This window comes from Treponema sp. OMZ 790 (assembly GCF_024181285.1).
Lineage (GTDB): Bacteria > Spirochaetota > Spirochaetia > Treponematales > Treponemataceae > Treponema_B.
The window spans coordinates 2,305,058-2,329,631 of sequence record NZ_CP051201.1; the positions used below are offsets into that span (position 1 = coordinate 2,305,058).

14 protein-coding genes are annotated in these 24,574 nt (G+C 40.3%); 6 read left to right on the top strand and 8 right to left on the bottom strand.

The genetic code is table 11. The annotated features are described in order from the left end of the window. The first annotated feature begins 75 nt into the window (after positions 1-75). Positions 76-966: an Rpn family recombination-promoting nuclease/putative transposase gene (locus E4O01_RS10980; protein WP_253692227.1), complete on the top strand. Its 891-nt coding sequence runs from the start codon at positions 76-78 to the stop codon at positions 964-966. Between the two features lie 218 nt (positions 967-1,184). Here E4O01_RS10980 and E4O01_RS10985 read toward each other — a convergent pair whose 3' ends face one another. Next, the gene (locus tag E4O01_RS10985) at positions 1,185-7,637 is read right to left on the bottom strand and encodes a hypothetical protein (protein WP_253692228.1); all 6,453 of its coding nucleotides are present in this window, start codon (positions 7,635-7,637) and stop codon (positions 1,185-1,187) included. Between the two features lie 23 nt (positions 7,638-7,660). Beyond that, complete coding sequence (locus tag E4O01_RS10990) at positions 7,661-12,331, bottom strand: Ig-like domain-containing protein (protein ID WP_253692229.1); 4,671 nt, start codon at positions 12,329-12,331, stop codon at positions 7,661-7,663. Positions 12,332-12,577: 246 nt separating this feature from the next. Between E4O01_RS10990 and E4O01_RS10995 the strand changes: the two genes are divergently transcribed. From E4O01_RS10995 to E4O01_RS11005, 3 genes are all read left to right on the top strand, one after another. Beyond that, positions 12,578-13,942: an MATE family efflux transporter gene (locus tag E4O01_RS10995; protein ID WP_253692230.1), complete on the top strand. Its 1,365-nt coding sequence runs from the start codon at positions 12,578-12,580 to the stop codon at positions 13,940-13,942. A gap of 129 nt (positions 13,943-14,071) precedes the next feature. Beyond that, positions 14,072-15,004, top strand: a complete 933-nt coding sequence (locus E4O01_RS11000) for a PD-(D/E)XK nuclease family transposase (protein ID WP_253692231.1) — start codon at positions 14,072-14,074, stop codon at positions 15,002-15,004. 101 nt (positions 15,005-15,105) lie between these two features. Beyond that, positions 15,106-15,633, top strand: a complete 528-nt coding sequence (locus E4O01_RS11005) for a TDE2712 family protein (protein ID WP_253692232.1) — start codon at positions 15,106-15,108, stop codon at positions 15,631-15,633. Here E4O01_RS11005 and E4O01_RS11010 read toward each other — a convergent pair. Next, positions 15,605-16,372, bottom strand: a complete 768-nt coding sequence (locus E4O01_RS11010) for a TrmH family RNA methyltransferase (RefSeq protein WP_253692233.1) — start codon at positions 16,370-16,372, stop codon at positions 15,605-15,607. The two genes, E4O01_RS11005 and E4O01_RS11010, sit on opposite strands and share 29 nt — an antisense overlap. Positions 16,373-16,696: 324 nt before the next feature. Here E4O01_RS11010 and E4O01_RS11015 point away from each other — a divergent pair, with 324 nt between their 5' ends. Then, positions 16,697-17,353 (top strand): HAD family hydrolase, encoded by a 657-nt coding sequence (locus tag E4O01_RS11015; RefSeq protein WP_253692234.1) that lies wholly within the window; start codon positions 16,697-16,699, stop codon positions 17,351-17,353. Between the two features lie 40 nt (positions 17,354-17,393). Here E4O01_RS11015 and E4O01_RS11020 read toward each other — a convergent pair whose 3' ends face one another. Together E4O01_RS11020 and mgtE are read right to left on the bottom strand one after the other, a co-directional pair. Continuing rightward, positions 17,394-18,020, bottom strand: coding sequence for a diacylglycerol/polyprenol kinase family protein (locus tag E4O01_RS11020; protein WP_253692235.1), 627 nt, complete (start codon positions 18,018-18,020; stop codon positions 17,394-17,396). A 3-nt stretch (positions 18,021-18,023) separates the two neighbouring features. Further along, complete coding sequence (mgtE, locus tag E4O01_RS11025) at positions 18,024-19,382, bottom strand: magnesium transporter (protein ID WP_253692236.1); 1,359 nt, start codon at positions 19,380-19,382, stop codon at positions 18,024-18,026. A 214-nt stretch (positions 19,383-19,596) separates the two neighbouring features. Between mgtE and E4O01_RS11030 the strand changes: the two genes are divergently transcribed. Further along, entirely contained in the window at positions 19,597-20,487 is an 891-nt protein-coding gene (locus tag E4O01_RS11030) for an Rpn family recombination-promoting nuclease/putative transposase (protein ID WP_253692237.1), read from the top strand. Positions 20,488-20,538: 51 nt separating this feature from the next. Here E4O01_RS11030 and E4O01_RS11035 read toward each other — a convergent pair whose 3' ends face one another. The 3 genes from E4O01_RS11035 to E4O01_RS11045 all read right to left on the bottom strand — a co-directional run bounded on the left by E4O01_RS11035 (position 20,539) and on the right by E4O01_RS11045 (position 24,118). Continuing rightward, positions 20,539-21,402, bottom strand: a complete 864-nt coding sequence (locus E4O01_RS11035; protein WP_253692238.1) for a 16S rRNA (uracil(1498)-N(3))-methyltransferase — start codon at positions 21,400-21,402, stop codon at positions 20,539-20,541. A gap of 15 nt (positions 21,403-21,417) precedes the next feature. Further along, positions 21,418-23,184, bottom strand: a complete 1,767-nt coding sequence (locus tag E4O01_RS11040; RefSeq protein ID WP_253692239.1) for a DNA repair helicase XPB — start codon at positions 23,182-23,184, stop codon at positions 21,418-21,420. Between the two features lie 67 nt (positions 23,185-23,251). Then, on the bottom strand, positions 23,252-24,118 hold the full coding sequence (locus E4O01_RS11045) for an Rpn family recombination-promoting nuclease/putative transposase (protein WP_253692240.1): 867 nt from the start codon (positions 24,116-24,118) through the stop codon (positions 23,252-23,254). Positions 24,119-24,574 lie beyond the last annotated feature (456 nt).

A 24,574-nucleotide genomic window follows, 5' to 3' on the forward strand; every position in this document is an offset into this window, starting at 1 on the left:
TACAAACAATTTCTATAATAATTATGAAAGGGGAAAAATTTTTCTTCTTTTCAAATAATTTTTATGGAGTTAAAAATGAAGCAACTATTCAAAATAACCCTCCGCAACGACTATGCTTTTAAAAGAGTATTCGGAGTTGAAGAAAACAAAGATGTCTTACAGGACTTGCTCGAGTGTATCTTAGACATTCCGCCTGAAACCATCGCAGACTTGGAACTTCTCGATAAGGAGTTTCAGAAAGAACTTTTGAGTGAAAAACTCGGTGTTTTGGACATCAAGTTAAAACTAAAAGATGGAACCTTTGTCGACATTGAAATTCAAAACAGTTGGCATTTTGATTTCCCTGAAAGAACTTTGTATTATTGGTCTAAGATGTATAATGAAAACATAAAACAAGGTCAAGACTATACAAAACTGCCAAAGTGTATTACAATAAACTTGATAGGAAAAGGCTTTAATAAAAATAAGCGTTTGCACAATAAGTATCTTGTTCTTGAACAATATACAAAAGAGCCTTTAGCTTCAAAACTTGAGATTCATATACTAAACCTTGCAAAAGCAAGACTCTTAAAGAAATCTCAATACAAGGATAATAAAACAAAACGCTTATTAAATTGGCTGAAATTTATCGAAACTGATAATGTGGAGGTACGTAATATGCTGGCACAAGAATCGCCGATGATGAGAAAGGCAAATACAACGATAGAAGTAATGGAAATGAGCCCTAAAGATAAATGGCTATATGAGTCCCGTATGAAATATGAACATGACAGGGCATCATGTATAAGCGAAGGTTATCGACAGGGAATAGTACAGGGCGAAATAAAAGGAAGACAAGAAGGCTTTGCCGACGGCTCTTACCAAAAAGCTCTTGAAACGGCTAAACTGATGAAAGGTATGAACTATCCGATTAGCGATATTTGCACAGTATCGGGACTTTCCAAAGAAGAAATCGATACCTTATAAAAATAAGATACAAAGATTCCCCAAAAATTCCTTAGCGGCCTCCGCGGTTAAATACCTCGAAAATTAACCGCAAGGAACGCCAAGAGCGCAAAGGCTAATCAGAAGCTATGTAAAAAGATTAAAAACCTCGGCATTTTCCGCGGTTTTCCGCATCACATAAAAAATCCCCCCCCGCCGGATAATCCGACGAGGGGAAGATTAATTGTTAAGCGAAATGCTTATTTTTGCAATACCGCCATCTCGTAATTCTTTGTTGTAAAGTATGCGGCGATAACCTTATTTGCATAATTACCGCTCGTAGGCGCCCCTTGGCAAATCGTGTACTGCTGAATACCGTTACTTGCCGGCACAGTCATAACCACCCAATTACCGGTAAACTTACCGTTCTCAACGCCGTTTTTAACGTCGGCGGCAGAAGCAATACCGTCTTTAAGCCAGGCGATACGCGCTGCATTTGCGGAACCGTAAAAGCCGTTATGATAGTAGCTGATGTATGGAACCTGCTTGCCGCTTTCTTTGCGCACACCAATTTTAAGAAGGGTACCGGGATTCATGTGGGTATCGACCTTAACAACTTTAAAGTCTGTAGAAGCAGGTTTCGTTGTCCCTGTTACTTTATTCGGCGGCAGGTAGGCGTATTTTACCCCGCCGTCACCGCTGGAATAATAGCCGATATGCAATCCGTCCGCATCGTCAATTGCCACATCAACATAGAGCGGTGCACCGGTATCAACAACTACGGCATTACCCTGCCATACCTCAGTTTTACGATCAGAGGCACCGGCAGCAGGTTCCGTATAACTGTTTACATCACGGTAACTGTATACCAATCGGCTGTTTACGGAATCATACCACACGGCAACGGCTCGTCCGGTAGAGGTAAGAGCAACGGCAGCATAGCCCCCGCTCTTATATACGGTTGCATTCGCATTATCCGCTATAACTTCATAGCCTTTGGCAGAGCCTGAATCGACAGGGTCGCTACCAGTTCCATACTGATCTACATTATGACCTAAACCGTTCGAAATGTTATTAGGAGCGGTAATGGAACCGTAACGGAATTTAATGGGAAGTGCGTTGTTATTTCTATCGTAATAGATAAGAGCAACCTTTGCATCGGAGGAGGGTCCTCTAACTGCCAACTTAGGTATCTGCACGCGGTTTACATCATAAACGCCTCTGCCTATATTATTATTATTTTCAAGACGGCGGCGGTTTGTCCCTCCATTATAATTTCCGCCTGTTCCTTGTGCATTGGTTCCCCGTTCACGAGAGAAGAACGTAAAACTGGTACTTCCCCCGGCTCTATCGGTATTGGTTGCACCTCCGTACATATTTTCGTTATCATCAAAGGCTATTACGGTATTATGATATTTACTATAACACTGTTCAATAATATTGGAAGAAGCCATTTGTGTTGATGTATGATTTACAGTGCCGTTTTTCATCATATTGAAACTCATATCGCTTCCAGCCAAAGATCCGTACGACATATAATAATTACTCTTACTATCCATCACAAACTGAGGACTTTCCATAAAGTTGTTATTGATAATAGGTTCCATCTTCCATACAAAAAGCTTACGTCTTGCATTGAGGATATCGTTATTAATTCCGTTGCCTTCGATATTGTACGGTTTTGTAATATCCACCTTGTTGTTGACGGATTCGATAGAACCGACCTTAACGGACAGATCGCCGCTCGTATGCGATGATACTATGGCTACACCGTTCAAATTCGTACCGAGCGAAGAGGTGCCGAGCATAACCGTTCCGCCTGCGAGGTTAAAGCCTTTTACTTTAATCGTTTCCCCAGCCCGTACCGGATATTCGCCGGTCGAAGCGCGAGAGAAGGCGCCTTTATGACTGCCGTCGGCACCTGCCAATCCGGTTACCACCTCCGTAATATACGGAACAACGTTTACCGTTGTTTTCGGCTCGTTTGCAGTATAAGCGTACATAGAAACCGTAGTTGCTTCAACGGGAACATCATCTTCAAGGGTTACCTTATTGCCTGTTACGCTTCTTATACGTGTGAGATACTGCGTTTCGCCTTTTGTAAACACAACGAACTGTCCCGGCTTCTTATTTTCGAAAACGGCGTTTTCTGCAGATCTTTTTTCGCTCCTGGTAACGCCTGTTGTTTTGGCAGTAGTTACTCCGGTGTCGGAAAATGTTGTTGTTCCATCGTTCGCCGTTACTTTAATGTCTCGTGCAAGGCCTACGCCTATCTTTTCGGTATCCCAATCAATTTGCCATGTAACGTAATAACCGAGATAGTCCGCTCCGAGTTTTTCAACGGTTAATACGATACCGTCTGTCGAAGCTATCGTTCCAACCGTCCACGGCCCATTGCCGGAAAGCGCAGCTGTTAACGTTTTACCGGATACCTCAGCCGTAATTGAATCGATTTTAACATTGTCATACGCAAAACCTCGTAGGGTAATTTTACCCGAAACGGAAGAGTAATTATTGCCTAAACTGTTGATCTTTGCAATTTCCACGTGACCATTTGCACGACTGTTTTGGTATAGAGAATTATCTGCTTCGCTGTTCCAATGGAACGGAAGAATGACCACCGTCGGCGGTTTATCGTCAAGCGCATCGAAGAGCGTAGTAATATTGATTTTTGCAAAAGCGGAATCCGTGCCTTGTGTATAACCCGCCGCTTCGCCCCACAACTCAAGGATAATTTTTGTCGGCGTACCGTTTGAATTGTTGATTTTATCTGTAGTCGTGCCAAAATGATTCTTTAAATCGATTTCACCGCCGCTTGTAATAGCGGTAAGTCCTCCTAATAGAGTACCGTTTTCTTTTTTAAGCTGATATTTTACCGTACCGTATCCGCCGGTAAAGTCAACCTTTATCTTTGAATTATTCTTATTTTTAAAGGCAAATTCAGTGCTCGCAAAATCTGCGGTAAAGTCAAGATTACTGTCAGTCTTTACGTTTTTAAGCGCTTTATTTGTAGTGTTGTTTTCAAAGCTCTCAGGGCTGCCGGCTATGTCGGTAGAGAGCGTAACTTTAGAAACAACAATCGGCTTGTTTTTTACGACTATATCGGCATCGGGAACGTTATATACGTTACCCTGCTCATCATAAATCTTGCAGCTCAGTTTTCCTTTACCGTCCTTTAGGGTGCTTAAATCGATCTCTCCTTCCCAGCTGACTTGCCCACCGAGATGTTGCGTTATTTTATCTCCTGTAATTTCACCGCTTTGTGCCGTCTGCCCGTCAACAGTAACAGTCGCTTCGATCTTTTTTATACCTGATCCGTCGTCGTTTGCAACACCGCGCACAATCCAGTTTCCGCTGTCGTTCCGTATAATATATGGTGCTTTATATAAAAGACAATTGTATGTGCCCGCTCTATCAAGATTGGGGGCAAAAGACACCGTACTTCCGCTTACGTTTGTTACCTTGCGGATCTTATCGTTAATTAAAAGATTCAGCTTGCTGTAATCGGGAGACGAGCCAGGTGCACAATTTTTTACTTCCTGTGCAAGCCTGGAGTCCGTTATGTAAGATATCCTAACGTTTCCGCTGTATCTGTAAATAAAGTCCCCTACATCACCTGCGGGAGGCATAATATCAAAGTTGAACTTTAATGTTTCTTCTCTCAACAAGTTTTGTCCCACATCAACTATTTTGATTTTTATCGTTATTTCACCTTTGCGTTTTGCTGCTTCGCTGAGAGTGTTCAAGTCCAGAGGGATTTGAAGCATATAATTTTTTGCTCCTGGAGAAGTAGGTGCATGAGCGGCATCTTCCGCAATCCAGCCCTGTGATAAAGCCTGCTGCAAATTATATTTTTGATTGCCCAGCAGTTCCAGAGATGAAATCTCGACGGTTTTTATTCCCGAATCGTCATATAAAGAACCGATAAGTTTTTTCCCGTCGGCGATCCACATACCCGATGTATAATTTATCGGGTCCAAACCATTCGATTTGTTTACCAGCTTTAACGGATCCGGGCTGCCGATGGTCGGATAGGCTTTATCAATGAAGATTTTTATCGGATTCGACCATGCGCCGTATTTATTGGTAGTTCCTTTCTTTATTGCGCGAAGTCTAAAATAAATTTCCCAGTTTTGCCCATTCGGATTGTTAAATTCTCCATTTTCATTTATTGAAATTTGCCAATTGGATCCGCCTGAAGCGGTATTTGGAACAGCTTGACCTTTACCAGCTTTATACCAATCGGCATCATAACTGCCGCCGGATGTTCCGAAAGTCATATTCCCGTTTGCAGTATTTTCGAAGTTACCGTCTTTTGAAAACTGAATATATACTTCACCTACGTCTGCAAAACCGCCTAAACGGGTCGAGGCAGTACCAAATATTTGAATCGTGCCGCCCAAGGTTTGATTTTGCTGTGGAGAAAGCACTGTAATAACCGGTTTATCTCCGTCTGAATCATAGTTTACAGTGAATCTTTTAACACCTTTATTCCCTATGGTGTCTTCGGTTAAAATATAAACAGGAATCTTATATACAGAGGTACTACCAACTTGATCGCCATAAGTCGACGGAGAAGAAGAAAAATCGTCCAAGTTATACGTAAACTCCCATGAAACTACTTTGGTGTCATCCATAACACGCCAACCGGTAGTAGAGGCAGTCGGTTCGGAAGGCTGTTTTCCTATGATATACCTGGTACCGTCCTTATTTACACCGGCATGGGCATCGGTAACGGTTCCCCTAATCTTTACCGTCCCAGCCACTACATCATTGGACTCAGGATATGTTATATCCGACTCAGGAGCTTTTGTATCTTTAATAAAGTCTATACTAGCCATAGCTGTCTGATTTGTGCTATTCTTAGCCCAAAAATGAACTTTGTGTTCTCCTTCCGATAATGAAGCAAGCGAAACAGGCGCAGCGGTTTTCCATTCGGTTCCGGAAGAGTGCAGAAGCTCTGTATCGCTTTCTCCCGCCGCTCCATCCAATTTATAACATACCTTGGTAACCGGCTGCCCGGAAGAAACATTTGCAATAACATGAAAAGCTTCTTTTACAAATCCGGAAGGAGCACCGGGAAGTATCATGAGGTGGGTGCCTGCCGCTTCAAACTTGATAACAAAAGAGCCTCCGGGTGAATTATTTCTGTCATAAGCAACAAAATCATTATTTTCGGTATCTTTTCCTTCTACTTCTATTACATAATATCCGGCGGAAAAAGTAGCAGGATTCGGTAGTTGCCATTGTACGGTCAATTCACTTGTACCGGTAACAACCTGATCGATCTCGTCCTGTGTCGATAAATCAGCAAATTTTAAAGAATAAGAAGGAACAGCGGACTGTGCCAAATTCAATATTTTTTTATCACCGGAAGTAACATACGAGACCGCAGTACACTTATACATATTGATGACAATACCGCTTGCTCTGTATCCATTGTAATTGAAACTTTCTACCAATGGGGCGTTGTTTTTATTCGGAATGAGTTTGAGAGAAACTTTAGGCCGCACCGAACCGCTGAAAAACTCTACACCAGGATGAGGTAAATCCGCATCGGGAGTCGTCGCGGGATAGGATTGAGGAAAATTGGTTCCATTTGTTACTTTAAAACCTGGTGATTTATTCGGATCCAGCGTAAAAAAGGAAAATTTTTGATCAGTAACGCCAGGGTCAACTTTGGTCATGATGCGGGCATTTTCCAATATCTGCTTTACAGACTGTCCTTCAGGATCCCCATCATCATATAATTTTGCCAAAAGCCGTTTGGTTTTATTTAACGAATAAGCAGAGCCTTTTTTACCTGCAAAATAATCGTTTATAACATCGGCGGTATACCCCTTTCCTAAAACCGATCGGATATCCCTATCCCGCAAATAATACCATTCTGAAGTATTCCCTTGACTCTCGTTTCCGTCGGCTTTAAAAAAACGCGCATTGTCTGTTAAAGATATATGTGCTTTAATTTTCGGACTCGCATTGTCGGCGTTATATTTATACAAGGGATCGGTAAACTCGGTAGCATTCTTTGTAGCAGTAGCTATTTCTTCGTTTATATTTTTTCCGACAAATTTTTTCGAAACGCTTATATTGGTACCGTCAACCGTTAAAGTAAGATCTTCTATTTTGCTTCGATCTTCCGCCTGTCCTACAACCATAAAAACCGAACCATAAGGGTCAGCCTGTGCAGTAATATCATCATTTACGATAATTGTCGACGGTCTTGAAACGATAAACACAGGAGGAGTATTATCTATATCATACTCACGGCTAAAACTTGTTGTTCTACCTGTAATATCTGTAACAGTAACAGTAGCAATATATTTACCATCAGGTATCGGATATTCTTTTACCAAGGGATGACCATCTCTTGTCCTTCCGGTAAATTCATTATTAACAGACAGAGTCCATGCTACAGAACCATTAGTCATATTTGATAAGACAGCAGGATATGATGGAGATACCCAGTCTGTTTCAGTATTTTTAAATACAACAGAAACGTCTTTAACCCCCTCATCATCACGAGCGTAACCTTTCATCACAAAACTACCCCTAATAGGAGTTTCTCCTGCATCCGGATAAGTAATTTCTCCGTTAGGGCGTTCAATATCGATGGTTCCGCCCAGACCTATGTTTTGTTTACAGGTTACGTTTAAAAATAGCGTAAACAAAATTAAAATCAAAAAAATTAAAAAATTTCTGTTCTTTTTCATAAAATTACCTCTAAAAAGTTTTGTTAAAATATATCAACTCTTATACCTGCAGATATGTGCGGAATAACCGATTTGATTTTAGATTTTTTACTCTTAGAATCTACATCGGTAGGTATAAACCATAACTGTCCTTCTGTAAAGAAAGAAAATGCACTAAAATATTTTTGCTTATGGAATTTCACTCTGGGAAATTCGATTTGCGTAAGCAAAGCCGATAATACTTGAGGACGTCCGCTTTGAGTATTCGTAAAAAGTGAAAACTGTGCGCCCAAAGCCACATCCAGATACAACCATTTCCAATCAGGACCAAAATAATATCCGAAAGGCAGGTCAAAAACGTTGGCTAAAAGTTTCAAAGAAACGATATGCCCTCCGTATCTAATTTGCTGATTACCGTATATTGCTTTAAACTGACTTTGTAAAAACTGTCCGTAATGTATCTGCAATTTTACGTTATCATCAAAAAAGCTTAATCCTACACCTATGTTCCAAAGAGAGGCGCCCCAAAAAGCCGTTTCAAAATGCAGCCCCTGTATAAACTTAGGCACGCCATAAGTTGCCTTATCTCCCTTCCTTAACGAAGATTCAACCTTGGCCACCTCTATATCGTCAGATGATAAGCCGTTGAAATCTATAGCTCCGTTATATCTTCCTCCTTCACCGGGAGATATCAATATTACATCCGGAGCGGTTTTATCAATCTTTATTATTGTCCTGCAAACCGCAACTTCTTTATTTTCCATAACGGCTCTTAACAATAAAAAGTGATTGCCTTCAGGCATATCCTCAGTTTCAAGCCTGTATTTCCAATTAGCAGTTGACTTAACCGGAACAAAGGTCTTTCCGTTATCAAAGCTGATTTCTACTCTTTTTAGTTTTTTTGCTTTAAAAGCCCTCTTGTCTTCTGATGTTGCTTCTTTAGAAGCAGCATGAGCTTTTTCTTCCTCAGATACGCTGTATCCTGCACGGCCTTTAATATAAGGCCTTTCTATTGCAAAATCCCCCATAGCAAAGTTGTCTATGGTAATCCAAGGGCCTGCTTCTTCATATTTTATTGTGTGGACTTCTGAAACAAGCGGTCCTCGCCCGGCCTGATTAGTCCTTAATTCAAGCTTATGTTCTCCGCTTGTAATTTTTTCCCTATCTAATTTAAAACAAACGTAGCCTGTTTTAGATACAGTTACCTTTTCTATTTCTTTTCCGTCTATATAAAGGCCGGCTTCTTCTGCCATCTTGTCCAATACAAGCCTTCCATAGACATTAAACTCTCCCCTTACGGTTTCTCCGTTTAAGGGATATAATAATTCTATCTTGTTTTTATCCTTTTTACGGTATACGTCAAAATTTATGGATGCCTCATTAGCATTATTTGCTTTATCGACTCCGCTTATTTCAAGATTGTATCTTCCCTCAGGCAGAGCACTTATGTCGATATCCTTTGAAAGAATTATTTCGTTTTCAAGTTTTATTTCGGATAACTTTTGAGGCACAGTTGTTCCGCTTAGGCTCTTTATTTTAAGCATTACACCTTCAAGTGAAATATTATCATAAACCTGTCCCGACACAAATAAATTTGCATCTAATTTAGATCCGGCCAAAGGATATTCGAGTTTTAAAACAGGAGGAGTGTTGTCTATGTTTACCAAGGTCGAGTATAAAAATACCTGGTCATATTTGTCCGTGGCCTTTATAAAAACTACATGAGTTCCGTCATTTATTATATGGGTATTTAATCGGTATTGCCAATTTTCGCTGCCTTCAGCAAGGTTATAAGTTTGGCCGTTATCAAGCGATACTTCTATCTGTTTGATTCCGTTTTTATCCGTTGCGGTTCCGCTTATTACACTTACGCCTTTTAACGTATCGTTTATAAGGGGATAAGCTACTCCAACCTGAGGTACTTGTAATGAAACCCTTATCTTCCTTTTTACAGGAGTACTCGCAACTCCGTAAATATCTTCTGCATATATTGTAAGTTCATGTTCATTATCCGTCAGCTCGCTTAGCAATATAGGGATTGAAAAGCTGTTTTTAATTTCTGCCGGCTTATAAGCTCCATTGTCTATTTTATAATATATTTTTGCAGCTTCATCATCATCATATACCATTCCGGAAATTTCAAAGTCGCCTGTCATTATTTCATTTTCATACGGAAGATGCAGTTCAACTACAGGAGCATCTTCTGAATTGTCTATCTCAAAACTGTAGCTGTTAAAAGTTCTGGAATTACCTGCAAGGTCGGTAAATCTAAACTGCATGTTCTTACTCAAAGGTTCTTTTGAAGACCCGATTATTAGGTTTGGAAGAGTGTTATAATCAAAACTTTGCCATTCTGCGCCTTTGCTTGCTCCCTTATATTCTGCCTTTACTCCCGGGAATCTATCCGTTACCTTAAAAGCAGAATAAACTGAACCGTTTACCTTAACTCCCGGTTCGGGTAAAACCATTATTGTTTCGGGAGCTTCGCTGTCCTTATAAAAAACTCTGTATGCAAAACTTTCTCTTCCGGCCATATCTTCTGCTCTTACCGTAACAAGTATGGGGCCGTCAGGCTGTCCGCCTACGTTTATACTCTCATTAAAGCTGCCAGAAAGTTTTATATACCGGTCTCCGTCTCCAAGGCTGTATTCAACGGTTTTTACTCCGGCTCCATCCGAGACCTTACCTTTTAAAACGATAGCTTTATTTACGAAGGATGCGCCTTCGGCCATGTCAAGGTTTATCTGAGGGGATGCAGTATCCGAAAGGATATCTACTTGCGGGCTTGTATATACATTGCCTTCGTTGTCGGTAATTTTTACTCCTACACCCTTGTATAAACCGTCAGCTTTTACACTTAGCCTTATTATGTCTCCTTCGAGTTCGGCTTCAATGTTTTTTCCGCCGATGACTTCTAAGGATTCTATTACCATGCCTTCTCTAGGCTGATAAACACCTGAAAGGGGATTTCCATCCGTCAATATAATCTGATTATTTTCATTAACATCGCCTTTAGCCCAGACAAAATTTTCTTCTGCACCTCCGCCCGACATATTTACAACACGAACAGCCAATGTCTGTTTACTGATCCTATCGTTCATATCGGCAGCCGTAACGGATACGGTGTATATCCCCGGTACCGACTTAGAGTTTATGTTTGTTTTTATTAAATATTCTGTCTGTCCGGCTTTTATGGGTAATGCAGACTCTTCTTCTCCGTTAAATCCGGCACTTATATATTTTAAGCCTGAAGGAGCTTTTACATGTACCGATGTAGAAGCCTTAGATTGAGCGTTATAGACAGGTATTACGGTTTCGCCGTTATCAAAGCTTATACTTGGAGCCCTGCCTTCCACAGTGAATTTTAAGCTTATCGGAGCTCCTTGTATTCCTTTTTTGTTTACCGCATATATTGTTAATGTATGGCTTCCGGCACTTATTTCTTTTTCTATAACTCCAAATCCTGCCTCATTGGCATCTATGATTTTTTCTTCGCCCTTATCTATTCTGTATCTTATTTCACCTGCGCCGTATAAATCGTGTACTACTCCGGATATATAAAGCTCCTCGGAAACCTTTGCATCTATCGCAGGGCTTAACATTTCTATTACGGGTTTGCCTTTACTCTGATCTATCTGGATGGTTTTTTTTACATTTACAATGTTTCCGGCTATATCTTTTGCCGTTATTTCGACAACTGCTGTCTTTCCGCCGCCCTTTCCTGCATCGAATTCTTTTATCCAATAAGGATTGCCGGGCGTAAGGGTAAATTCTCCTTTTTCATTATTGCACTTCCACGAAAGGCTTGCCAAACCGGCAGAGTCTGTTGCTTTTCCTGCGATCGAAAATACGGGCGGCATGGGTTGATCGGTATCAGGATAGATAAACTCGACTAAAGGAGCCGTATTATCCACAAAAAGTAAAAATGTATGTATACCTACACTGCCCTGCTTATCTACCGCCTTAAACCAAATGACCTTAGGTCCGTCAGGTATTTTTTTTGTATCAAGTTTTAAATAAAAATTAGACTGTTTTGTTTTTTTGTTATAGGAAAGTTTTACTTCTTCAAAATTTTCTCCATCATTTACGGAATATAGGAGTCTTTCTATTCCGTTTCCGTCTTCTACGGTACCTTCAATATTGATTTTTCCTGAAACAAGTTCTCCGACGGTTCTATTGACTATATTTGTTACAGGCGAAAGGCTGTTCAGATAAAAAACCCGTTTTATGGATTTTCCTTTTACTCCATTAACATCAACACCCCATGCTTCAATAGTGTGAGCACCTTCTTCCAAGTTTTTGGTGTTTATATAATATGACCAAAATTCTTTACCTTTAGCCCGATAGATGCTTTCTCCTCCGTCAATACGAATTTCAACATAGTCTACAGCATCATCATCTAAACATGTTCCTACGATGTTTAAGTTTCCCGATACAACCGCATCAATTTTAGGATTACTTATATTTACTATGGGTAAGTCGGAATTGGGATCTATATACATATTAAACGGGCCGACATATCCCTCATTACCAGCTATGTCTGTGGCCGTTATTATAATATTGTATTTTCCTTTTTTCTTACCTGAAATATCTATAGATTGATGCCAGCTTTCGTTTGACTGCATCTGCACTGTATCAATATCTTTCGATCCGCCTGCATACAATGTACCGAATACACTGCATATAATTACAATATATATTACAATTTTTCTCATAAAAAGACTCCTAAACAAATATCAAAAAATTAACCGATAGATTATCGGTAAAATATTCCTAAAACTTTAATATATCTAAAATAAAGGAAGAAAATGAAGGGGATATACCGGATACTAATATACACACAAAATATCAAAAATATCAACTATTTTTGATATTTTTATACAAATTTATCAAAAACACCTAAAAAGGAGCCTGATATATATCTTCCATATTTTTTGATAATAGAGTAAACTGTTTAGAATATGAAGCTAAAATTTATCGGACAGACTACGGCACAAAGGCGTGAACTTATTTTAACCGCTTCCCCTATAAAAACCTTGCTTATACTTTCTTTGCCGGCCCTTATGATGGCAATGCTCCAAGCTATGATGCCGTTTACAGACGGTCTTTTTATAAACAGACTTACCGACCACGTAACGGCAAGTGCAGTCAGCTTTTCCCAGCCGATTATCTTCATTGTTTTAGCCCTTGGGCAAGGTTTGAGTGTCGGTGCTACTGCAATCATAGGTCAGCTTAACGGGCGCGGAAATATAGATGAGAGTAAAAAGACCGCAACTCAAATTTTCGTATTCGGATTTTTGTTGGGGCTGGTCTCGATTCCCATTTTATTTGTATTGGGCTCAGTAATAAGCTACAGTCTGAAAAGTGAGATAGCTCCGCTGGTTTTCCGCTATATTTCGCTTTATTGTCTGGTAATGCCGCTCAGCTTTATGGAGTCGATATATAACGGAATTAAGAATGCAAACGGAAAACCGGAAGCGCCTTTTTTTAGAATGATTATAATGCTTATAATCAAAATAATCGGAAACTTTATATTTTTGTATTTTCTAAAAATGAAAATAGACGGCTGCGTTTTGGCTTCGCTTTTAGCCAACATAGTAGTCGCAGCATGGATGTTCTATGACCTTTTTTTAAAACAGACGCCCGATAAACTTACTTTAAAACAATTTAAATTTTCTCCTCCTGCAATATACGAACTATTACGGGTCGGCTTTCCTGCAATGATAAATTATGCCTTTATATATGTAGGTTTCTTTTTGATAAACAGAGAAATGGAGCCTTACGGTGCAATAGTTTTAAACGGGCAGAGCATTGCAAGCAATATTTCGACAATTTGTTTCAATATACCCGGCTGTTTTAGTGCTGCCGTTACGACTATGGTCAGCATGAATATAGGCTCAGAAAATCCTCAAAAGGCGAAACGGTCATGCCTTTTAGGCTGTATTACAAGTGCGATAAGCGGGGCAGTCCTTATAGCTATAATAGTACCCTCGTCAGCCTATTTGGTATCAATGTTTAAGCCGGAAATGCCCCAAATAGGGGAAATCGCAGTAAAGGCCCTGCACATTTATACCTACTCGGTAATAGGCTTCGGTATTTGTATGACAATTCAGGGAGCTTTTATCGGCCTAGGAAAAACCAAGGTTCCATTAATGTTGGGTATTTTACGCATCTGGCTTTTGCGCTACATATTTATAATTACAACCGAAAAATATCTTTCCTATTACTCGATATACTGGGGAAATCTTTTTTCGAACATAACGGCCGGTCTGATTGCCGTAATTTTAATCCTAAACACCAAATGGGTGTCGGGAATAAAAAAATAAAAGTTTTTTTAAAATTTTACTCTTAAATGAAATAAAATCCTACAATAATAATGATGATGAGGCATAAATCTTTTGTTTTATCCTAACCATTTATTTGGTATGAAAATTATTATTTTTGAGGAGAAAAATATGTCGGAAGAAAAAATTTTAAACCCCAAAACCGATTGGGTATTTAAGCTGATGTTTTCTAAAGGCGAGGAAGGAAACAAGGCTCTTATCAGTTTTCTAAATGCCTTTTTGGAAGATTCTTACGGTAAAATCAAAAAGGCCGAAATCCTAAACACCGAGCTCATCCGCGACAGACCGTCGGGTGAAACCTACCGCCTAGACTTTTTAATTAAAACCGACACAGGCCTTCTTGTAGACCTTGAAATGCAGCAGTTTTGGAAAACCAACTATCCGAGGCGGAGTCAAATGTACCTTATGCGCCTCGCTTCACGCTTTTTAAAGACGGAGCCCAAAGAAGACGACTTTTTGTACGCCATAAGCCTTTCGGTCTTCGGCTGCGATGTTCCCAAAAACGCAGAGCTTGTCAGGATGCCTGAGGGCTCTGTAATTCAATATCTTTATGTTGAATTAAACGAGCTAATAGTTTATACTATGAAAAAGAGACTTGAAGAGTATAACCTAAAAGATTTTTGGATAAGGTTTTTAGCCAACTATGAAGAAGATAAAAAAAGCGGGATGTTGGAAGAATTATGCAGATTAGAGGAGGGTATAAAAATGGCAGAAGCGACACTCTTTAGGGTAACGGATGAAGAGAGGCGAATGGCAATAGAGCTCTCTAACGAAAAATACGAGATGTATGTCGAATGTGAAAGGAATGAAGCTAGAAGACTGGGATTAGAGGAAGGCCGTGCCGCAGGTTTAGAAGAAGGTTTAGCCGAAGGCCGAGCGGAGGGAAGAAATCTAGGTTTAGCAGAGGGCTTGGCTGAGGGTCGTGCAGCCGGTTCTCATCAAAAAGCCCTTGAAACGGCAAAAATTATGAAAAACATGAATTATCCTCTAGAAGATATTTACACAATCACAGGACTTTCTGAAGAAGTAGTAGGAAAATTATAGACTATAATTTTTGTGACTGATTTTAACTACCACTCATTGAAAAAAAACGGCAATAGGTGTAAAATCCTCGTTGAGTAAAAAAACTTTTGGGAGGTTGTTTTATGAAAAATATAAAGATTGATTTTGATGTTTTAGAAATGATGGTTTTCTTTTGGGAAAGCGTAGCTTCAAAGGATAAGATGGGAGATGATTACTTTGTGAGTATTGCCGAAAAGCCGCAGATGGAAGTTGTTTACAACGAGGACTTTTCTAAGGATTCCGTCCGCAGGGTTATGTCTGCAATTTCCAATAGGGAAAGGCTTAACGACCGCACGATGAGCGAGAGCCGCTTTTGGAATAACAATATGTGGATTTTGGAAGACTTACAGACCATGCACAATATGATGGCTCCGATTAAGACCTTAAACCTTGCAGAGCTTACCGAAAAATACAAGGATTCGGCAAAATTCGATGAGATCGAACTCATATTCATTCCGGCCCATGCAGAAGAATTCTATATAAAGGAAAATAAAATATATATTAACTTTTTTAAACTTATTCCGAATTATGAAGACCCGAAAGATATTAAGATTTCAGGCCTTCCTTTAAAAGAATATGTAATTAAAAAGATCGAAGATTTATTGCACTAAGACTATGACAAAAAAGGGTTGCGGCTTGGGCGACGTTTAAGCTTTCTACATTGCCGCTTCCCTTTATTTTTACAAGATGGGAGCAAAGCTTTTTAGCTTCCTCGCTTATTCCCCTCTCTTCATTTCCTAGAACAATTACACAAGCCTCATCCTTTTCGATCAATCTTTCTATGTCGGCGATTTCGTGGTGGGCTTTTAAATCGGTGCCTATGCAGGTGAGCCTTCCGCGGCATTGGCGCAAAAACCAAGCCGTTGACGAAACCTTAAAAATGTTTACAAATTCCATTCCGCCTTGAGCTACCCTGTAAGCCGAGGTAGTAATCGAAGCCTGTTTATCTTCCTTTGTTAAAACTATATTTTCAATACCGAAAAAGGCAGCGCTCCTTATTATCGCACCGAGGTTGTTTGCGTTTCCTATTTCATCCAGCATCAAAACCTGAGCCCTATTTTGAGCCCAAAGGTTTATCGTTTCATGTTCCAGTACAGGGATTTCGGGCTCAAAGATCATCGCCGTTACCCCCTGATGATGCACCGATTCGGAGAGCCTTTCCAACTCATCATCGGCGACTATTCTATATAATCTCTTATTGGAAGCCAGATACTTACAAACCTCGCCGAACTGTTTTGCTCTTTTTTCCGAAAAAAACAGGCGTGAGATTTTTTCGGGATGATGTTTTGCCAAGGCAAGACAGCTTTCAAAGCCGCAAACCGGCAATTCTTTTTCAAATTTTTTACCCATGTGTTCATCATACACCAAAAACAAAACATATGGAAGCGGACTCCTTCAAGGCAACCGCACAAGAATGATTATGAAGCGGCTAACTTCTTTACTGTGCGAAATTTTGAACAAAATTTCGCACAGTTTTCAAAAAAGGGCAAACACATCATGAGGGTAAATAAAATAGCAAAAAAATAGGCTGTGAATACCCCTCTTGCAGCCGCATAGCGGCGAAAGGCGGGTTGAACAGCCTATGTTTTTTGCGAAGATAAAACTCTGATGCGTTTGCCCTGACTCTTTTTTGACCTTGCAGAAATTTTCTATTTTTGTTAGAATGAGGGCCTTATGAAAAAAGCATGTATTTTTGATTTGGACGGAACCTTAACCAATTCCCTTTACTCGATAGCTCATTTTTTAAATGCTGAAACGGCCAAGTACGGCATACCGGCTGTCGATCCTGAAGAATTTAAAATTTTAACAGGGAACGGAGCAAGAAAGCTGGTACAAAGAGTGCTTGAACGGTCAGGAAAAAACAGCAAAGAATTGGAAGAAAAAATACTTAAAGGTTATAATGCAGTCTATGATGCAGACCCTGTTTATCTTTGTGAAGCCTACCCGGGAATCAAAGAGCTTTTATCCGGCTTAATCAAAAACGGAATTTCGGTAAATGTGCTTTCAAATAAACCCCACTCGACAACCGAAAAAGTTGTTAAGACCATCTTCGGCGAGAACACCTTTTCGTGTATCCTGGGAGCCCGGGATTCGGTACCCCTGAAACCTGACCCCGCAGGCGTTTATGAAATTTTAAAAATGCTCAACCTCGAAAAAAAAGATTTTCTTTACATAGGAGACACAGCAACGGATGTTCAAACCGGGAAAAATGCAGGTCTTTTTACAATAGGCGTTTTATGGGGTTTTAGAAAGCGTCCCGAATTGGAAAACGCAGGAGCTGATGCGATAATCTCAAGCCCTGAAGAAATCCTAAAGATTGCCTTAGCGTAAACCTGTAATCTGCCGTCAATTTCTATAGGCTAGACTCTGCTTACACTCCAAATATGAGAGCAGCTCCGGCACAAACCAGAGGAATCAGTATATTATCAAAGTCTTTTAGAGGCAGGGCTTCCGTTCCTGCAGCGATGCCGGCAATAAACAAGCTTTTTACAAGACTCAGACTTATTACGAAGGTAGAAATAAAAACCGCCATAAAACAGGCTATGCTTCCTGCTATGGTTTTATCCTTGGAAATATTTAAGTGATGCCTTCCCCAAAATTTTCCGACAAGGCTTGCAAGTCCGTCGCCTAGGGCCAAAGCCATAATTCCTATACTTGCATCCCTAAACGGAAAGATAAGAAGAGTGGTGATAACCCCAACCGAAAGAGTTACGGGACCTAAGACAAATTTTCCCTTATCCCTTTCTCTTGCCGCGAAGCCCGTAATGCTTGAAATCATAAAAATCGTGTAGCCCTTTAATCTTAAAATTTCAAAAACTATATAAAGACATGTTATTACGGACAAGGCTAAAACCGTGGGATAAAAAAAGTATCTTGCAAAGAGGGGAACAAGGGCCGCACAAAGGTGTATAGCTTTGCGGAAGGTTTCCTTGACCAGATCTTCTACGCGCGCATTTTGAGAAAGCTTTTTATACCGTAGATCTCTTAAAAAACTCATAAGCTAAAACATTCCTGCACACAAAACTGCGGCTATCTTAAAATAGATAATCAAACTCACCGTATCCACAATGGTTGTAATTAAGGGGCCTGCCATAATTGCAGGGTCAAGCCTCAATTTTTTTGCCATAATAGGTAGAAGACCTCCCGTAATCTTTGCGATAGTTACGGTTGCAACAAGGGTTACACCTACAGTGAGGGCTATCATAGGGTTCTTTCCTCCGAGGAATACCGATTTCAAAAAACTAAAAAGACCTAAGATAAGACCTACCAAAACGGCAATACCCAGTTCTTTAAAAAACACCTTTTTCCAATCCTTTAAGTCGATTTCTCCCGTGGCTAAACCGCGGATAATGAGGGTGGAAGACTGATTGCCTGAGTTCCCTCCAGTATCCATCAGCATGGGAATAAAGGCTGTCAAAATAGTCATAGAAGCAAGCAAGTGGGTATACCGCTCGATTATGGTTCCCGTAAAGGTTTCGGATACCATGAGCAAAAGAAGCCAGCCAATTCTGTGCTTTGCAAGTTTAAAGATTCCGGTCTCGAGGTAGGTTTCTTCGTTGGGCTGCATACCGGCCATCCTCTGAAAGTCCTCGGTAGCCTCCTGTTCCATAACGTCCATTATGTCGTCGACGGTAATAATACCTATGAGGCGGTTTTCGTTATCGACAACGGGGAGGGCCAAAAAGCCGTACTTCTTAAAAGTGAAGGCAACCTTTTCCTGATCGTCATGGGTGTTCACGCAGATGTACTCTTTATTAAAAATCTGCTCAATCTTTTTATCCCCATCGGCAAGCACCAATTCTTTTAAAGAAATAAAACCTTCAAGAATGCGGTTTTTATCGGTAACATAGCAGGTGTAAATAGTCTCACTTTCCAAGCCTATCTTGCGGATATAGGCAAGGGCCTGTTCAACGGTCATTCCTTTTTTTAAGCCAACGTACTCGATGGTCATAAGGCTTCCCGCCGAATCTTTGGGATATTTTAAAAACTGATTTATGAGCATCCGCTCTTCACTGCCGGTATTTTTTAGGATTTTTTTTACGACATTTGCAGGCATCTCTTCAACAATATCGACCATATCGTCCAAGAAGATTTCATCCAAGATAGAAACCAACTCCTTGTCGGTGGCAGCAGCTATAAAACGGCTTTGCTGTTCTGTAGGGAGGAGCGTAAAAACTTCGGCAGCCATGCTCTTAGGCAGCATTCTGAACATAAGAATAGCATTTTGGGCAGGTTCCGTTTCAAGGAATTCGGCTATGTCTACCTCGTTTAAATCTGCCAAAGTGCGCTGCACTTCAATATACCGTTTTTCGGATAATAAATATTCAATTTGTTCAAACTTATTTTCTTCCAATTCCATAAGATACCCTCCGAACGATATAATTCTTGAGAGTATATCACATTTTTAAGAAAAAATATAGGGGCAGAAAAAAAGCTTATACAGCTATTCGAGTTTTTTATATTAAATTAATCAACAATTTTTTAAATTTTACTATTTATTACAAACTTTTTATACAATAATTATGAAAGGGGAAAATTTTTCCTCTTTTAAAAAACTATTAGAGAGATTAAACATGGAAAAACTATTTAAAATCACTCTCCGCAACGACTATGCCTTTAAACGAGTGTTCGGAGTGGAAGAAAACAAGGACGTACTACAGGATTTTCTGGAATGTATACTGGACATTCCGCCTGAGACCATAGCCGATTTAGAACTCTTGGATAAGGAGTTTCACAAAGAACTTTTAAATGAAAAGTTAGGTATCTTGGATATAAAACTAAGATTAAAAGACGAAACTTTTATTGATATTGAGATTCAAAACAGATGGCATTTTGATTTTCCTGAAAGAACCTTGTATTATTGGTCTAAGATGTACAATGAAGGTGTAAAACAAGGTCAAGACTATACAAAACTTCCAAAGTGTATTACAATAAACTTGATAGGAAAAGGCTTTAATAAAAATAAGCGTTTGCACAATCGATATTTTATCCTTGAACAAGAGACAAAGGAGCCTTTAGTTTCAAAACTTGAGATTCATATACTGAACCTTGAAAAAGCAAGGCTATTAAAAGAAAGTCAATGTAAGGATGATAAAACGAAGCGCTTATTAAACTGGTTAAAATTTATTGAAACTGATGATCCGGAGGTAAGAAAAATGTTGGCAGAAACTTCTAAAGTAATGGCAAAAGCAAATGATAAAATTATAATAATGGAAATGAGCCCTCGAGATAAATGGCTATACGACGCCCGCATGAAATACGAACACGACAGGGCATCATGTATAAGTGAAGGTTATCGGGAAGGAATATTAGATGGTGAAATAAAAGGCAGACAAGAAGGTTTTGCTGACGGCTCCTACCAAAAAGCTCTTGAAACGGCTGCAGCATTTAAAAAACTTGGAATTGATATTGATAAAATAGCCCAAGGAACAGGTTTAAGCATTAAGGAAATCCAAGCCCTATAAAAATCGGCGTTTTTAAAATGAACTTATATGGCGGGGTTAAGCCCAATGGCCCTATCCCCAAAAGCCGTTATTTGCAAGGAGAACGGCTAAGGCAGAGGTGATGGCCGTTTCGGTGCGTAAGATGCGCTTTCCCATAGAGTAAGAAACAAAGCCTTCAGCTAAAAAGGTTTCCCTCTCGTTTTGAGTCCAGCCCCTTTCGCTTCCGATTGCTATAGTTAAATCTTCACCTTCCTGCATCTTAAATGTAGAAAGTGAAGGAAAGTCTCCTATGTCGAGAAGAACCTTGCTTCCGCTGAATGAGGTATCGCTTAAATCTTTTAAGGCTTCTTTTACCGAATTGCAAAAAGAAAATTCAGGCATCAGAGTTTGGCCTGCTTGCGAGATTCCGTCGATAATGTATTTTTTTATTTCTTCGGGGCTTGAAAGGTTTGACCTTAAATAGGAACGCTCTCCCAATTCCGTTCCGCATAATATGATTTCTGCAAAGCCCAAACTCGCCGCATCCCGCAAGATGCGCCTCAACTGAATGGGACGGGGAAAACCCAAGATTATTTTTATCGGCGGAAGAGGCAGCGGTTTTCTTTCAATTCTGTCGGCATCTGTGCGATCCTCAATTTTATCGGCTCTATTCGGAGAAAAAGAAAAAACTATTTTTTCTTCGGAAAGGTGAGAGATAAGAGCCTCTCCTATGTTTCCGTTTATAAGACCTGCTTTAAAAGCATCACCTTCCTTTAGGTGCAAGACCTTTTTTATGTGCTGATAGCGTTCATCGTTTTTATAAAAAACGCAGCACCCATCTTCGGCATTTTGAAGAAATCTTTTTCCAATTAAATCGGATAAATCGGAGTTTACACAATAAGATTGTACGCAATCACCGTTTAAAAAATCATCAGCCGAAAACAAAACAATATTCATCTATCTCTTCCTAAATTAAGATGAGCTTCCGGCACAATCATCCAGTTCAGCTTCGGTAAGAATCGAATAGTCATAGCCCTGTTCGGCCAAAAACTTTTGACGCTTTTCGGCAAAGCCCTCTTCTATGGTTTGGCGGGTTACGATGCTGTAAAAATGAGAATCGCATTCCTTAGGCCGCAAGATTCTGCCCAAGCGCTGAGCCTCTTCTTGTCGGCTCCCGAACACACCGGACACCTGAATAGCAACCGAGGCATCGGGCAAGTCAATAGCAAAATTTGCAACCTTAGAGACCACCAAAACATTTATCTCCCCCTTTCTAAAGGCATCATACAAAACCTCCCTCTCGGCATTTGTATTTTTCCCGGTAATAAGGGGAGCCTTTATTTCTTTTGCAATTGTTTCAAGTTGGGAAAGGTACTGCCCGATTATAAGAGTCTGATTTTCCTTGTGCCTGGCCAAAAGTTTTTTGACTATTTCGAGCTTTGCAGGATTTTCACTTGCAATGCGGTGCTTTTCTCGCGTTGTACCCACAGCGTACTCTATCTCCTTTGAAGGAGCAATGTTTACACGGATTTCGGTACAATAGGCCCTTGCTATCCAGCCCTTTTGCTCCAGGTCCTTCCACGGCACATCGAAGCGTTTAGGTCCGACAAGGCTGAACACATCTCCCTCGCAGCCGTCTTCCCTCACAAGGGTTGCAGTAAGCCCGAGTCTTCTTATAACTTGAAGCTCAGCCGTAATTCTAAAAACGGGAGCAGGCAATAGGTGAACCTCATCATAGATTATAAGCCCCCAGGCCCTTTCCCTAAAAATCTTAAAATGAGGAAAGGCAGAGTCGGTGTTTGGCCTCCAAGTGAGCACCTGATAGGTCGCTATAGTAATAGGACTTATCTCCTTTACCTCGCCCGTGTATAAGCCTATATCTTCTTCGCTTATATTTGTCTTATCCAAAAGCTCCCGCCTCCACTGGTAAACGGCAGCCACATTGGGAGTAAGAATAAGAGTGCTTGTTTTAAGAAGGCTCATCGTGAGCATTCCGACTATAGTTTTTCCTGAACCGCAGGGAAGAACAATAGTGCCGAAGCCCGTCCCTGCCGACTTATCGCCCACAAAGGAAGAGGCCGCATCCCTTTGATAATCTCTGATTTCGAATTCGGCCCCGCTCGAAGTTTTTTCTTTTAGAGAAATATCTAAGGGCTCGCCGTCGCGGAGGGGAACCTCATCTTTCACGGGCCAGCCCTGTTTTAAAAGAGCCTGCTTTACCGTTCCTCTGTTTAAAAGAGAAATCAAAAAGGAGTTTTCTTCATCGGAGTCTTCTATTAAATATTTTGAAAGAAGCTTACTGCTTTTTAGTTCTTTAAAGATAAGAGAGTTTTCAGTCTTTAGCCGCAAGAATTCCGCCTCAACAGTTTCGAGATTTGCAGCGCCGGTTTCTTTTTCTTCGGTAACATCAGCATTGTCCTCTTGAGGCTTTTCGAGAGGGAGGAGCTTTATCTTCCCGTAACGCCCCATCGTTTCTTTCATCCAAACCAAGATCGATTCGGGAACCTTAAAGCGGGAAAAACTGGTGAGAGTTTTCATAATAGAATCGGCTGAAAGCCCGACCCCTGCCGCATTCCAAAGCGAGAGGGGAGTCAGCCTGTAAGTGTGAAGATGTTCAGGCGACTTTTCAAGCTCTGCAAAGGGTATAAGGGCAAAGCGGGCCTCATCTGCCTCCGGGTCGTGAATGTCCAAAAGAATGGAGCGGTCTCCTTGAATTATAAGCGGTTTCGATTCTTGCATAGCCTGACATTATACACGTTTAAAGAGGACAGTTCAAGTTAGGGGAAATGAAGAAGAGCGATCGACCCTATAATGCTTTTACTTCTTCAATGCTTAAGCCCGATATTGTACAAATATCGGTAATCGGATAATTCATCCCCTTCATCAACTTTGCCGTTTCAAGTTTGGTTTGATAAGAGCCTCGCTCAATTCCTTGTTGTATTCCAATCATCAGGCTTTCTTCTCGTTGTACTGCTATATCTGTTTCGTAATCATATTCGGCCAGCAACATATTTATTACCTCCTTGGTCTTGCGTTTTAGATAATCACGCAAAATATTATTTTGTATACATTCATCGATGGCTTTTTGAAAGCCGTTTTGAGGGTCTTCTTTTTTCCATCTGCGCACCGTTTCCACAAATACGGTGTATTCATACATCGTCTTGCAGTTTTCCAATAAAGGATGGCGGTTTTGTTGGTTGATATTTATTACTTTAACGGTTAATTCAAGACTAGGCAATGAAGATTTTTCGATAAAAGCATCCGATAGTTTCAGAGTTTTATCGGAAGGATAAGTTTCTTCTCCATTATAAAAAACATAAAACTCCGGTGTCGGAATATTTAGGAGTTTACGGCTGTATTTTTCCTTTGATTCAAAGAGAGTTTCATACAGGCGTCCGATATATTCAAGACACCGCAAAGGCATATTAGGATTGATAGTAGATTGATGTTCCGCGAGCACTATTATTTTGTTATCGACCAGATAAGACACATCGTTATAGAAGGCCATATAGAGAACCTGATCCAATCGGATATTTTTCAAATCTTCAGTAGCCGTAAGCGAAGTACCGTGCAAGGCATTATAGAGCGACAAAAAGTTTTCCTTGGCCTTTTCGTCTTCTGCAAAAAGGTCAACGAATACCGAATCTTTATAGCTGCGTTTATGCTTAGACATTTTCTTGCGCCTCCTCGCCCATTATTATAACATAAATTATTAAAATTGACAAAGGGCAAAGTACGAAGTTCGGCATTTCCCCTTTTCCAAAATAAATTAAAAAACTTTTCCAAAAACTTGTTATTCTCAAAAACTTGAACTATAATGTATAGTATGAAGGGGGAAATAAACCGCTTAAACAGTACAATAAAGGGTTCTCAAAAAAGTTTGGAAAAGTCGGCAAAACTACTTGACAAAGCCGAACGCGCCCCCATAATTACTCAGCACTCAGCACTCAGCACTCAGCACTCAGCACTCAGCACTCAGCACTCAGCACTCAGCACTCAGCACTCAGCACTCAGCACTCAGCACTCAGCACTCAGCACTCAGCACTCTTTTAAATAAACCGCACACACAGCACAATCTTCTCACACCGTTTAAAGAACCGCAAAGACCGCCAAGCGTTGAGCTTCGCTC